14 protein-coding genes are annotated in these 12135 nt (G+C 64.6%); 5 read left to right on the plus strand and 9 right to left on the minus strand.

The genetic code is table 11. From position 1 onward, the window contains the following. The first annotated feature begins 21 nt into the window (after positions 1-21). The 3 genes from C4K27_RS03055 (at position 22) to C4K27_RS03065 (ending at position 2346) form a co-directional block, all read left to right on the plus strand. Entirely contained in the window at positions 22-810 is a 789-nt protein-coding gene (locus C4K27_RS03055; protein ID WP_053259455.1) for an AraC family transcriptional regulator, read from the plus strand. Between the two features lie 71 nt (positions 811-881). Then, a complete protein-coding gene (locus C4K27_RS03060) occupies positions 882-1172 on the plus strand; it encodes a PsiF family protein (protein ID WP_007932771.1) in 291 nt (96 codons plus the stop codon). A gap of 163 nt (positions 1173-1335) precedes the next feature. Next, a complete protein-coding gene (locus C4K27_RS03065) occupies positions 1336-2346 on the plus strand; it encodes an AI-2E family transporter (RefSeq protein ID WP_009041944.1) in 1011 nt (336 codons plus the stop codon). A 126-nt stretch (positions 2347-2472) separates the two neighbouring features. On the opposite strand, the gene C4K27_RS03070 is transcribed toward C4K27_RS03065, so the two are convergent. Next, entirely contained in the window at positions 2473-3738 is a 1266-nt protein-coding gene (locus C4K27_RS03070; RefSeq protein ID WP_009041945.1) for an Hsp70 family protein, read from the minus strand. A 299-nt stretch (positions 3739-4037) separates the two neighbouring features. Between C4K27_RS03070 and C4K27_RS03075 the strand changes: the two genes are divergently transcribed. Both C4K27_RS03075 and C4K27_RS03080 read left to right on the plus strand, forming a co-directional pair. Next, entirely contained in the window at positions 4038-4976 is a 939-nt protein-coding gene (locus C4K27_RS03075) for a DnaJ C-terminal domain-containing protein (protein WP_053259456.1), read from the plus strand. Between the two features lie 40 nt (positions 4977-5016). Next, entirely contained in the window at positions 5017-5319 is a 303-nt protein-coding gene (locus C4K27_RS03080; RefSeq protein WP_007923674.1) for a chaperone modulator CbpM, read from the plus strand. 181 nt (positions 5320-5500) lie between these two features. Here the strand turns inward: C4K27_RS03080 and C4K27_RS03085 are convergent, their stop codons facing one another. From C4K27_RS03085 to urtE, 8 genes are all read right to left on the minus strand, one after another. After that, positions 5501-6637, minus strand: coding sequence for a sensor histidine kinase (locus tag C4K27_RS03085; RefSeq protein WP_007930998.1), 1137 nt, complete (start codon positions 6635-6637; stop codon positions 5501-5503). A 155-nt stretch (positions 6638-6792) separates the two neighbouring features. Then, entirely contained in the window at positions 6793-8493 is a 1701-nt protein-coding gene (gene ureC, locus C4K27_RS03090) for an urease subunit alpha (RefSeq protein WP_053259457.1), read from the minus strand. Between the two features lie 141 nt (positions 8494-8634). Further along, entirely contained in the window at positions 8635-8943 is a 309-nt protein-coding gene (locus C4K27_RS03095; protein ID WP_009041950.1) for an urease subunit beta, read from the minus strand. Further along, positions 8940-9473 carry a GNAT family N-acetyltransferase gene (locus C4K27_RS03100; RefSeq protein WP_053259458.1) on the minus strand — a complete coding sequence of 178 codons (534 nt, stop codon included), beginning with the start codon at positions 9471-9473 and terminating at the stop codon, positions 8940-8942. Before C4K27_RS03100 ends, C4K27_RS03095 begins: the two co-directional genes overlap by 4 nt. A 6-nt stretch (positions 9474-9479) precedes the next feature. Then, a complete protein-coding gene (locus C4K27_RS03105) occupies positions 9480-10013 on the minus strand; it encodes a GNAT family N-acetyltransferase (RefSeq protein ID WP_053259459.1) in 534 nt (177 codons plus the stop codon). Between the two features lie 8 nt (positions 10014-10021). After that, positions 10022-10324, minus strand: a complete 303-nt coding sequence (gene ureA / locus C4K27_RS03110) for an urease subunit gamma (RefSeq protein WP_007927275.1) — start codon at positions 10322-10324, stop codon at positions 10022-10024. 202 nt (positions 10325-10526) lie between these two features. After that, complete coding sequence (locus C4K27_RS03115; RefSeq protein WP_053259460.1) at positions 10527-11378, minus strand: urease accessory protein UreD; 852 nt, start codon at positions 11376-11378, stop codon at positions 10527-10529. Between the two features lie 42 nt (positions 11379-11420). Beyond that, on the minus strand, positions 11421-12119 hold the full coding sequence (gene urtE, locus C4K27_RS03120; protein ID WP_053259461.1) for an urea ABC transporter ATP-binding subunit UrtE: 699 nt from the start codon (positions 12117-12119) through the stop codon (positions 11421-11423). Positions 12120-12135 lie beyond the last annotated feature (16 nt).

Consider the following 12135-nt stretch of genomic DNA (forward strand, 5'->3'; position numbering starts at 1 on the left):
CCGCCCCTGAATCCGGACAGCATGAGCAAAAAACACATCGACCTGCTGCCCTTCAGCGGTCTGCCGGCGCCGGTGTACTTCCGCTATGCCGATTTCGACGCCCACAGCCATGCGCTGGAACATCGCCACCCCTGGGGTTGCCTGGAGTATTCGGCCCATGGCGTGATGCACATGGAAATCGCCGGCCAGCGCTTTATGTCGCCGCCACAGTACGCCATCTGGATTCCGCCGGGCACCGAGCATAGTTTCTACAGCCCGCAGCCGATCGTGTACCGCGCCGTGTGCCTGGCCCCGCAGTTGTGCCAGGCGCTGCCGCAGCAGGCCTGTACCCTGGCCATCAGCGATATTCTCAAGGCGATCCTCAAGGACTTCGCCGCGCGCGACGTGCAGATTCCCGAGCAGGAAGCGGACGGCCGCCTGGCCCAGGTGATGCTCGACCAGTTGCAACAGGCGCCGGTGCATGACGGTTACCTGCCGTATGCCAGCAGCCCGGCCTTGTTCGGTGTGCTGGAAGCGTTGCAGGCCGCCCCGGGGGATAACCGCGCGCTGGCCGATTGGGCGCGGCAGATCCACGTCAGCGAACGCACCCTGGCCCGGCAATTCGTGCGCGAGCTGGGCATGAGTTTCGGCGAGTGGCGCCAGCGCCTGCGCTTCCTGGCGTCCATCGAGGCGCTGGACAGCGCGCGCAGTGTCCAGGAGGTGGCGTTCGACATGGGCTACAGCAGCGCCTCGGCATTTATCGCGATGTTCCAGCGCCAGGCCGGTTGCACCCCCGAGCAGTACCGGCGCACCAGCCTACAGAACAGGTGAACCTGTAACAGGGTTTGTCTACACTGCGCTGGAGGCCGCGCCCGTCGGTGCGGTAACAAGGAGAAAACTCCATGAAGATGCTGCGTATCCCTTTGTTGATGGTCGGTCTGCTGCTCTGTTCCCAAGGCTTTGCCGCCACCGCCCAGCAGAACAAGATGACCACTTGCAACGCCGACGCCACCGCCAAAGCCCTCAAGGGCGATGAACGCAAAGCCTTTATGAGCACCTGCCTGAAAGCCACCCCGGCTGCCGCGGCAACCCCGCAGGAACGGATGAAGACCTGCAATGCCGACGCCACTGCCAAAGCCCTCAAGGGCGATGAGCGCAAGACCTTCATGAGCACGTGCCTGAAGAAGCAATAACCTTCTCCCTCGCAGGCGCGAGCTTGTTCACGATCCGGTCGCGGCGGTTTGCCTGACACACCCTGTATCGTTGATCGCCAGCAAACCCGCGCCTGTCGGCCTCGCATCGCCAGTGCAACGCTGGCAGACTGCCAATCCTTTCACGCTGTTTGTTTGAGGCTGTATGCCAACGTTTTCTCAGCGTCATCTGTTGTTGTTCAGTTGGGTGATCATCTTCGGCGGCCTGTTGCTGGTAATCCCGTTGCGGCTATTACCGAGCCTGCTGGCGGGCCTGCTGGTGTTCGAACTGGTCAACATGCTCACCCCGCAACTGCAACGGCTGATCGAAGGTCGGCGGGCGCGCTGGTTGGCGGTGGCCCTGCTCGGCACCCTGGTGGTCAGCGTGCTGACGCTGCTGTTCGCCGGCGCCATCAGCTTCCTGCTGCACGAAGCGGAGAACCCGGGGGCTTCCCTGGACAAATTCATGACGGTGGTGGACAAGGCGCGCGGCCAGTTGCCGCCGTTCCTCGACTCCTACCTGCCGGCCAGCGCGGCGGAGTTCCAGGTGGCCATCGGCGCCTGGGCCAGCAAGCACCTGAGCGAGCTGCAACTGGTGGGCAAGGACGCGGCGCACATGTTCGTGACCTTGCTGATCGGCATGGTGCTGGGGGCGATCATCGCCTTGCAGCGCGTGCCCGACCTGACCAAGCGCAAGCCACTGGCGGCCGCGCTGTTCGACCGCCTGCACCTGCTGGTCCAGGCCTTTCGCAACATCGTGTTCGCGCAGATCAAGATTTCCCTGCTCAACACCTTCTTCACCGGGATCTTCCTCGCGCTGATCCTGCCGATGTTCGGGGTCAAGCTGCCGCTGACCAAGACCCTGATCGTGCTGACCTTCCTGCTGGGGCTGTTGCCGGTGATCGGCAACCTGATCTCCAACACCCTGATCACCATCGTCGGCATGTCGCTGTCGATCTGGGTGGCCGCGGCGGCGCTGGGCTACCTGATCTTTATCCACAAGCTGGAATACTTCCTCAACGCGCGGATCGTCGGTGGGCAGATCAGTGCCAAGTCCTGGGAATTGCTGTTGGCGATGCTGGTGTTCGAGGCGGCGTTCGGCCTGCCGGGGGTGGTGGCCGGGCCGATCTACTACGCGTACCTGAAGAGTGAATTGAAGCAGGCGGGGTTGGTTTGACCTGACGCTATCCCTGTAGCCGCTGCCGAAGGCTGCGATCGGCCGAAGGCCGTAGCGATCTCAACATCGCTGAAGGTCCTGCGGACCTTATCGCAGCCTGCGGCAGCGGCTACAGGCGAGGCTTTTTTAGCCGTAACGTTTCTTCGCTTCGATCGCCAGGCCGCTGCCGATACTGCCGAAGATATTGCCTTCGACGTGGCGGGCGTTGGGCAGCATGTCCGCGACGCTCTGGCGCAGGGCCGGGATGCCGCTGGAACCGCCGGTGAAGAACACCGTATCGACCTGGCCGACGCCGACATTGGCATCGCCCAGCAGTTGCGTGACGCTGCCGCGGATGCGCTCCAGCAGGCTGTCGATCGACGACTCGAACAGCGCCCGGCTCAGGTCCACGCTCAGGCCGGCCTCGATACGGTCCAGGGGCACCACGCGGTTGTCGGCGTGGGTCAGCTGGATCTTGGTCTCTTCCACCTCCATGGCCAGCCAGTGCCCGGCGCGCTGTTCGATCAGCTTGAACAGGCGGTCGATGCCGCCGGTGTCTTCGATGTCGTAGCGCATGCTGCCCAGGGCCAGCTGGGACTTCTGCGAGTACACCGAGTTGATGGTGTGCCAGGTCGCCAGGTTCATGTGGGTGCTGGTGGGCATGTAGGCGCCGCTCTTCATCCGGCTGCCGTAGCCGAACAGCGGCATCAGGCCCTGCAAGCTCAACTGTTTGTCGAAGTCGGTGCCGCCGATGTGCACGCCGCCGGTGGCGAGGATGTCCTCGTGGCGGTTGTCCAGGCCACGGCGCTCGGGCGACAGGCGCACCAGGGAGAAGTCGGAAGTACCACCGCCGATGTCGACGATCAGCACCAGCTCTTCGCGCTCGATGGTCGACTCGTAGTCGAAGGCCGCGGCGATCGGCTCGTACTGGAAGGAGACTTCCTTGAAGCCCAGCTTGCGCGCCACTTCCACCAGGGTGTCCTGGGCCTCCTGGTCGGCGGCGGCGTCGTCATCGACGAAAAACACCGGACGACCCAGCACCACTTCCTCGAACTCCCGACCGGCGGCGGCTTCGGCGCGGCTCTTGAGCTGGCCGATGAACAGGCCCAGCAGGTCCTTGAACGGCATCGCCGTGCCCAGCACGCTGGTGTCGTGCTTGATCAGCTTGGAACCCAGCAGGCTCTTCAGCGAGCGCATCAGCCGGCCTTCGTAGCCTTCCAGGTATTCGTGCAGCGCCAGGCGGCCATACACCGGACGGCGTTCTTCGATGTTGAAGAAGACCACCGACGGCAGGGTGATCTTGTCGTCCTCCAGCGCAATCAGCGTTTCCATGCCGGGGCGCAGCCAGCCGACCGTGGAGTTGGACGTGCCGAAGTCGATACCGCAGGCACGGGCCGCAGATGCGTTTTTCATGTCTTTCGAGTTCCGGTTGGAAAAAACGGCCGCGCAGTGTATGCCAGTCGTTCGCAGAATCGAAGGCCGACTATCCGCTAAATCGAAACCCGCAAGCCTTGAAAGACTATTCTTCACCCCAAACTTGCAGGCATGGGCCGGGCAGCCATCGGGCGGTCGCAAGAACCGCCGCCAGCTGCCGATAAACTTCTGCTGCGCCGCGTGAGTCACAGTATTGAGATCGATCAGCCTTGACGCTGTTCAAGAGTGCATGCTGTACGTCCCGCCGCGCCACATTGATAACGGATGGTGATCCTTAGATGGACTTCAAAGACTATTACAAGATTCTCGGGGTGGAGCCGACGGCGGACGACAAGGCGATCAAGGCCGCCTACCGCAAGCTGGCGCGCAAATACCACCCGGATGTCAGCAAGGAAAAAGACGCCGAAGCCAAGTTCAAGGATGCGTCGGAAGCCTATGAAGCGCTGAAAAGCGCGGACAAGCGCGCCGAATACGACGATCTGCGGCGTTACGGCCAGCACGGCCAGCCGTTCCAGGGCCCACCGGGCTGGAAGGGTCGCGCGGATGCCGGCGGTTTCGGCGATGGCGGGGATTTTTCGGACTTCTTCAGTTCGATCTTCGGCAACCGCGGGCCGGGTTTCGGCGGTGGACAATCGCGCAGCGCCGGGCGCAGGGGGCAAGACGTGGAAATGGAATTACCGATCTTCCTGGAAGAGACCCTGTCGGCCGAGTCGAAGAAGGTCAGCTTCAAGGTGCCGCAGTACAACGCTGCCGGCCAGCACGTCAGCAACACCAGCAAGAGCCTGAACGTGAAGATCCCGGCCGGCGTCACCGACGGCGAGCGCATCCGCCTCAAGGGCCAGGGCGCGCCGGGTGTCGGCGGCGGGGCCAATGGCGACCTGTACCTGACCATTCGTTTCGCGCCCCATCCGAAGTTCGATATCGAGGGCGAGAACCTGATCATCACCTTGCCGCTGGCCCCTTGGGAGCTGGCGCTGGGGACCGAGGTCGCGGTGCCGACCCTGACCGGCAAGATCAACCTCAAGGTGCCGGCCGGCAGCCAGAACGGCCAACGCATGCGCGCCAAGGGCCATGGCCTGCTGAACAAGGCCGGGCATCGCGGTTATCTGTTCGTGCAGCTCAAGGCCGTGATGCCCAAGGCCTCCGGCGACGACGTCAAGGCGCTGTGGCAGGAGCTGGCGAAAAAGGCCGCCTTCAATCCGCGGGAGCATTTCTGATCTGCAACCCATTCTGATCTGAAACAAGGAGTCGCTAACCATGAGCACCCTGATCGTTCAGCTGGATATGGAAGAGTTCTGCGAGGTGGCCGATCTACCGGCTGCCTATGTGATGGAAATCGTCGAGCACGGGATCCTCGATCCCCATGGCTCGGCGCCACGGGATTGGCGTTTCACCGATTACGAACTGGCGGTCGCCAAGCGCGCCGCCAAGTTGCGGCGTGATCTGGAGCTGGAGTGGGAAGGCGTCGCCCTGGCGCTGGAACTGCTCGATGAAGTCCGCGAATTGCGCACGGAAAACCAGATGCTCAAGCAGCGCCTGGGGCGTCTGCTCAGCGAGTGACGAGCGTCTGTAGGCGCTGCCGAGCTCGCGAGGCTGCGTTCGAGGACGGAGTCCTCGCAAAACCTGTATTAGCGGTTTACCTGAAGGAAAGCAGTGCCTGGTTCACGACCGCTTCGCGGTCGAGCGCAGCCTTGCGGGCTCGGCAGCGGCTACAGGGATGTCGGCAGTTTGCTCTCTACGACTATTCGGCGTGGGACACCCGCGGCAGGGTCACGGTGAAGGTGGTGCCATCGGCCTCGCTGGAGCTGACCTCGATGCTGCCCTGGTGGGCGGTGACCACTTCCTTGACGATGAACAGGCCCAGGCCGAGGCTGGTGGAGGAGCTGCCGAGTTCTTCGTTGGCGCTGCGTACCAGCGGATCGAAGAGGGTACTCAAGGCTTCCTTGGGGATCGGCGGGCCGTAGTTGTGGATGGTCAGCAGCACCTGCTCGGCGGCGCCGGTGAGGGTGACGGTCACGGTGTGGTTATTGCTGCCATGCTGCAGGGCGTTGCCGATCAGGTTCTGCAGCATCTGCTCGATGCGCCCGCGATCCCAGATGCCATGGCTGTCGCCATGGAAGTTCAGCGCCGGCGTGCAGTCCGGCCAGCCGGCGCAGGCTTCGTCCATGGCCGCCTTGGCGGCACTGGCCATGTCCATGGGCGCCGGCTCGATGGGCAGGCTGCTGCCCAGGCGGCTGCGGACAAACTCCAGCAGGTCGCCGACCATCGTCGCCATGTGCCGGGAGCTGCTCTTGATCCGCGACACGTAGGCCAGCGCATCGGCGTCCAGCGCGACTTTGCGCGCCAGCATCTCGGTGGACATGCTCACCGCCTGCAAGGGGGTACGCAGGTCGTGGCCGAGAATCGCCAGGAAGATATCCCGCGAACGGTTGACCTGTTCGGCATAGGCTGCGGTGGACTCGGCCAATGCTTCGTCTATGGCCTCGTTGAAACGGATCATGTCCTGGAAATAGGCCAGTTCCGGTGACTCCAGGCTGGCGACCCAGAGGCGGATCACGCAGGCGCGCAGGTGGCGGAATTCCGAGGTCATCTGCACCAGGTCGAAGCCCACGTTGTGGCGCAATTCGCCATGGCTGGCGGCGGCTTCGTCGAGGCTCGGGGTCTTTTCCGGGCCTTCGCCCCGCGCCTTGGCGGCCTGTTCGCTGGCGGTCTGGGCAGTGCGCATGTCGCGAGCGGCGGCCAGCAGGATGGACTTGGCGTGGTCGCGCAATTGCAGGCGGGTCAGGGAGTCGGTATCGGGGGCAATGGATCGGGCGAACCGCTCCCACTCATCAACGATGCGATCAACCTGTTGCACGATGAAATCGGGTAGACGCATGGCCGGGAACCTTGTCAGGCAGCAAGAGTGAGGACGGCGTGTCGAATTCTAGTCGCGATTGAGCCGTTCAACACGGTAAGACGTCCGGCTTTGCTGACCGTTGGGCGGCCCGGATGGGCGCCCGTTGGATCCAGGTTTCTAGAACAGCCAGCTTTCTAGAACAGGAAGTAGCGCTGCGCCATCGGCAACACGTCCGCCGGTTCGCACCAGAGCAGCACGCCGTCGGCCTTGACCTGATAGGTCTGCGGGTCGACCTCGATATCCGGCAGGTAGTCGTTGTGGATCAGGTCGCTCTTTTGCACGTCGCGGCAGCCCTTGACCACCGCGATCTGCTTTTTCAGCCCCAATTGTTGCGGCACCCCGGCCGCCAGCGCGGCCTGGCTGATAAAGGTCAGGCTGGTGGCGTGCCGGCTGCCGCCGTAGCTTGCGAACATCGGCCGGTAATGCACGGGTTGCGGGGTCGGGATCGAGGCGTTGGCATCGCCCATCAGGCTGGCGGCGATGGCCCCGCCCTTGAGGATCAATGTCGGCTTGACCCCGAAGAACGCCGGGCGCCAGAGCACCAGGTCGGCCCATTTGCCGATTTCGATGGAGCCCACTTCGTGGCTGATGCCGTGGGTGATCGCCGGGTTGATCGTGTATTTGGCGATGTAGCGCTTGACCCGGAAGTTGCTGTTGCCGGCACCGTCGCCCGGCAGCGGGCCGCGCTGGCGGTGCATCTTGTCGGCGGTCTGCCAGGTGCGGGTGATGACCTCGCCGACCCGGCCCATGGCCTGGCTGTCGGAGCTGATCATCGAGAAGGCGCCCAGGTCGTGGAGGATGTCTTCGGCGGCGATGGTCTCGCGGCGGATGCGGCTTTCGGCGAAGGCCACGTCCTCGGCGATGCTCGGGTCGAGGTGGTGGCAGACCATCAACATGTCCAGGTGTTCGTCGATGGTGTTGCGGGTGAACGGCCGGGTCGGGTTGGTCGAGCTCGGCAGCACGTTGGGCAAACCGCAGGCCTTGATGATGTCCGGGGCATGGCCGCCGCCGGCGCCTTCGGTGTGATAGGTGTGGATGGTGCGGCCCTTGAACGCGCCGAGGGTGGTTTCGACGAAGCCCGATTCGTTGAGGGTGTCGGTGTGGATTGCCACCTGCACGTCGTACTGGTCGGCGACGCTCAGGCAGTTGTCGATGCTGGCCGGGGTGGTGCCCCAGTCCTCATGGAGCTTGAGGCCGATGGCCCCGGCCTTGACCTGCTCGATCAAGGGTTCCGGCAGGCTGGCGTTGCCCTTGCCGGTGAAGCCGATGTTCATCGGGAACGCGTCCGCCGCCTGGAGCATGCGCGCCATGTGCCATGGCCCCGAGGTGCAGGTGGTGGCGTTGGTGCCGGTAGCCGGCCCGGTGCCGCCGCCGATCATGGTGGTGACGCCGCTCATCAGCGCCTCTTCGATCTGCTGCGGGCAGATGAAGTGGATATGGGTGTCGATGCCGCCGGCGGTGAGGATCATGCCCTCGCCGGCGATCACTTCTGTGCTGGCGCCGACAGCGATGGTCACGTCGGGCTGGATGTCCGGGTTGCCGGCCTTGCCGATGGCGGCGATGCGCCCGTCCTTGAGGCCGACGTCGGCCTTGACGATGCCCCAGTGATCGATGATCAGCGCGTTGGTGATCAGGGTGTCGACCACCTCGGCCGCCAGCAGTTGGCCCTGGCCCATGCCGTCACGGATCACCTTGCCGCCGCCGAACTTCACTTCTTCGCCGTAGGTGGTGAAGTCCTTCTCGACTTCGATCCACAGCTCGGTGTCGGCCAGGCGCACCTTGTCACCGACGGTGGGGCCGAACATGTCGGCGTAGGCTTGGCGGGAAATCTTCATTGCACCTTCCTAAGAATTGAGTCGGGCACCTGTAGCCGCTGCCGAAGGCTGCGCTAAGGGCCGAAGGACCTTCGTTCGCTTTGAAATGCTGGGGCCGCTGCGCAGCCATCGCAGCCTGCGGCAGCGGCTACCGGGATTGCATTAGTCCAGGTCGCCCATGACCCGCCCGGCAAACCCGAACACCCGGCGATGCCCGGCCAGGTCCACCAGTTCCACCTCGCGGGTCTGCCCCGGCTCGAAGCGCACGGCGGTGCCGGCCGGGATGTTCAGGCGCATGCCACGGCTGGCGGCGCGGTCGAAGGTCAGGGCGTCGTTGGTTTCGAAAAAGTGATAGTGCGAGCCCACCTGGATCGGCCGGTCGCCGCTGTTGGCGACGCTCAGGCTGAGGGTGCGGCGGCCGGCGTTGAGTTCGATGTCGCCGGGCTGGATCTGGTATTGGCCTGGAATCATACGGGTTGCCCCAGAGTCTTGAAGTAAATGGCGGTCGGGCTGTAGGTGCCGTCCGGGCTTTGGCAGTAGTTCGGCAGTTCGCCGACGCGGGTGTAGCCCAGGGCGCTGTAGAAGGCTTCGGCGTCCGAACCGGCCTGGGTGTCCAGGTACAGCAGGCCGCGCTTGTGCTGGCGCGCCGCCTGCTCCACGGCGTGCATCAACTGCTGGCCCATGCCACGGCGGCGGGCGTCGTGGCGCACCTGCAGCTTCTGTACCTCGGCGCGATTGAGGCCGTTGGGCTTCTGGCACAGCGCCAGTTGCACGCTGGCCAGGACCCGCTCGTCCTGCACCACCACCCACAGCAGCAGGCTGCCGTCGGTCACACTGGCCTGGACGCTGTTGACGTAGGCGCGGGCCTGTTCCTCGTCGAGGTCAGCCATGAAACCGACCGAGGCGCCGTGGCCCACGGCGTCGAACAACAGATCAATCAACCCCTGGCGATAGTGGGCAAAGCTCTCCGCATGGACTCGACGCAGTTGGGCGGCGTTCATCGGGTATCACTCCTTGTGGATGGTGGGCGGTGGCGCCCCCGGATCGAGGGTCAGCTGCATGAACGTCAGGTCCAGCCAGCGCCCGAACTTGGTGCCCACTTGCGGCATCTGGCCGGTGGCGACGAAGCCCAGGCGTTCGTGCAGGCGGATCGAGGCGGCATTGCCGCTTTCGATGGCCGCGACCATCACGTGTTTGTCGCAGGCCCCGGCGCGTTCGATCAGCGCGTGCATCAGGCGCGGGCCGAGGCCGTTGCCGCGCTGGTCGTTGCGCACATAGACCGAGTGCTCGACGGTATGGCGGAAGCCGTCGAAGGGCCGCCAGTCGCCGAACGAGGCATAACCGAGCACGCTTTCGTCGGCGTCGACCGCCACCAGGATCGGATAACCCTGGGCCTGGCGGGCGCTGAACCAAGCCTGGCGATTGCCCAGGTCCACGGCCTGTTCGTTCCAGATCGCCGTGGTGTTGAGTACGGCGTCGTTATAGATATCGCGGATCGCCGGCAGGTCGGCATGCACCGCATCGCGGATGGAATACGTCATGGGCGGCCTCAGGCGATCGGTTGGTGGACGGTGACCAGCTTGGTGCCGTCGGGGAAAGTCGCTTCCACCTGGATTTCCGGAATCATCTCCGGGATGCCTTCCATCACTTGTTCGCGGGTCAGCAGGGTGGTGCCGTAGTGCATCAGCTCGGCCACGGTCTGGCCGTCGCGGGCGCCTTCGAGCAGCGCCGCGGAGATGTAGGCCATGGCTTCCGGGTAATTGAGCTTCACGCCACGGGCCAGGCGCCGTTCGGCCACCAGGCCGGCGGTGAAGATCAGCAGTTTGTCTTTTTCGCGTGGGGTCAGGTCCATCGTTCAAAATCCGTTGTTGAGCCGTTGAAAGAGGGCATGGCGCGATGCATCCGTAGCCGCTGCCGCAGGCTGCGATCGGCTCCGCAGGAGACGCACCCTGGTTGACGCGATCTGCCTGATACACCGCAGCGTCTGGTTTGGCGCCCGCTACGCGGACGATCGCAGCCTGCGGCAGCGGCTACAGGAAAGTCGTGTCGCTGTGTCATGTGTTCCAGATCCTCGGCGGCAGCGCCTCGCGCCCTAACAGGGCCGGGCGCAACAGGCGCCACAGGTCGATCAGCCAGGCGCGGGCCAGCAGCGTTTCGCTGGCCAGGCAGCGAGCCACCAGCAGGCCGGGCAGTTGCGTCAGGTCGCCGCGTACTGACCGATGTTCGGAGTGGTGCAGCGAACGGCAACGCTCCAGCAGCTGGCTGTCGATCTCGCCGGTGGCCAGCAGGGTGGCGAAGACCGGCTGGCCGTCCAGGCCGATCGGTGAGTCGAGCAAACCGTCGCCGCCGCCGATGCGCTGGCGTTCGTGCCAGAGCAACTGGCCGTCGCGGCGGATGTCCAGGTGCGACTGGAAATGCCCGAGGTCGAAGCGCTCGTCGCTGGCCGGGCGGCCCAGCGCCACCACATCCCAATAGAACAGCCGGGCGTCGCCGTGCAGCTCGATACGGGTGCTCAGTTCGGCCTGAGCGGCGCTGAACACGATGGTTTCCTGGGGCAGCCATTCCAGGGTGGCGCCGGCGGCGACGTTCAATTCCAGGGTCTGATAGGCGGGCCCGTTGGCGCGATACCACTTGGCGGCGCCGGGGCTGGTCAGTTGCGCCCAGGCATCGCGCTCGACGCTGGCGCGGATTTGCAGGCGGTCGCCGCCGGCAATCCCGCCGGGCGGATGCACGATGATGTGCTGGCAGACCTCGGGGCCCTCGGCGTACAGGTGCTTCTGCACCCGCAGCGGGCCCTTGTGTCGGCGCTGCACCGGGCGCGTGCTGTCGCCAAAGCGGGCGTAGCCGAGTTCCAGCTCGGCATGCCAGCTGGGGGTGAACAGGGCGGTGTGGGCTGGCAGGTTCATGGTTCGTGCTTATTGTCTGGACGTTACAGGCTAGATCGTAACTTAGATGGTAACCAGGCCGCGTACACCCTCGGCTTGCATATTTTCACCGCGGCCCTGCTGGACGATTTCGCCCCGGGACATCACCAGATACTGGTCGGCCAGTTCGGCGGCGAAGTCGTAGAACTGCTCCACCAACAGGATCGCCATGTCGCCGCGGGCCGCGAGTTTCTTGATCACCGCGCCGATTTCCTTGATCACCGACGGCTGGATGCCCTCGGTGGGCTCGTCGAGGATCAACAGCCGCGGCCGGCTGGCCAGGGCCCGGCCGATGGCCAGTTGCTGTTGCTGGCCGCCGGACAGGTCGCCGCCGCGCCGCTGTTTCATTTGCAGCAGCACCGGGAACAGCTCGTAGATGAAGGCCGGCACTTCCTTGGCTTCGGAACCGGGGAAACGCGACAGCCCCATCAACAGGTTTTCTTCCACGGTCAGGCGGCCGAAGATTTCCCGGCCCTGGGGCACGTAGGCGATGCCGGCATGCACCCGTTGATGGGGCTTGTAGGCGGTGATGGCCTGGCCTTCCCAGTTCACCGTGCCTTCCTTGGCCGGCAGCAGGCCCATCAGGCACTTGAGCAGGGTGGTCTTGCCCACCCCGTTACGTCCGAGCAGGCAGGTGACTTCACCGACCTTCGCCTCGAAGCTCAGGCCGCGCAGGATGTGGCTACCGCCGTAGTACTGGTGCAACTTGTCGACTTGCAGCATTTCCGGTTCCTTCTGG

This window comes from Pseudomonas chlororaphis subsp. chlororaphis (genome assembly GCF_003945765.1).
GTDB classification, from domain to species: Bacteria; Pseudomonadota; Gammaproteobacteria; order Pseudomonadales; family Pseudomonadaceae; genus Aquipseudomonas; species Aquipseudomonas chlororaphis.

What these genes read in the sequence shown, in the direction of transcription:
- C4K27_RS03055 (WP_053259455.1), top strand. Translation starts at nt 22, where the DNA reads ATGAGCAAAAAACACATCGACCTGCTGCCCTTCAGCGGTCTGCCGGCG.
- C4K27_RS03080 (WP_007923674.1), top strand. Translation starts at nt 5,017, where the DNA reads ATGAGCACCCTGATCGTTCAGCTGGATATGGAAGAGTTCTGCGAGGTG.
- C4K27_RS03105 (WP_053259459.1), bottom strand. Translation starts at nt 10,013, where the DNA reads ATGACGTATTCCATCCGCGATGCGGTGCATGCCGACCTGCCGGCGATC.
- C4K27_RS03075 (WP_053259456.1), top strand. Translation starts at nt 4,038, where the DNA reads ATGGACTTCAAAGACTATTACAAGATTCTCGGGGTGGAGCCGACGGCG.
- C4K27_RS03070 (WP_009041945.1), bottom strand. Translation starts at nt 3,738, where the DNA reads ATGAAAAACGCATCTGCGGCCCGTGCCTGCGGTATCGACTTCGGCACG.
- C4K27_RS03060 (WP_007932771.1), top strand. Translation starts at nt 882, where the DNA reads ATGAAGATGCTGCGTATCCCTTTGTTGATGGTCGGTCTGCTGCTCTGT.
- C4K27_RS03095 (WP_009041950.1), bottom strand. Translation starts at nt 8,943, where the DNA reads ATGATTCCAGGCCAATACCAGATCCAGCCCGGCGACATCGAACTCAAC.
- C4K27_RS03115 (WP_053259460.1), bottom strand. Translation starts at nt 11,378, where the DNA reads ATGAACCTGCCAGCCCACACCGCCCTGTTCACCCCCAGCTGGCATGCC.
- ureA (WP_007927275.1), bottom strand. Translation starts at nt 10,324, where the DNA reads ATGGACCTGACCCCACGCGAAAAAGACAAACTGCTGATCTTCACCGCC.
- C4K27_RS03100 (WP_053259458.1), bottom strand. Translation starts at nt 9,473, where the DNA reads ATGAACGCCGCCCAACTGCGTCGAGTCCATGCGGAGAGCTTTGCCCAC.
- C4K27_RS03065 (WP_009041944.1), top strand. Translation starts at nt 1,336, where the DNA reads ATGCCAACGTTTTCTCAGCGTCATCTGTTGTTGTTCAGTTGGGTGATC.
- C4K27_RS03085 (WP_007930998.1), bottom strand. Translation starts at nt 6,637, where the DNA reads ATGCGTCTACCCGATTTCATCGTGCAACAGGTTGATCGCATCGTTGAT.
- ureC (WP_053259457.1), bottom strand. Translation starts at nt 8,493, where the DNA reads ATGAAGATTTCCCGCCAAGCCTACGCCGACATGTTCGGCCCCACCGTC.
- urtE (WP_053259461.1), bottom strand. Translation starts at nt 12,119, where the DNA reads ATGCTGCAAGTCGACAAGTTGCACCAGTACTACGGCGGTAGCCACATC.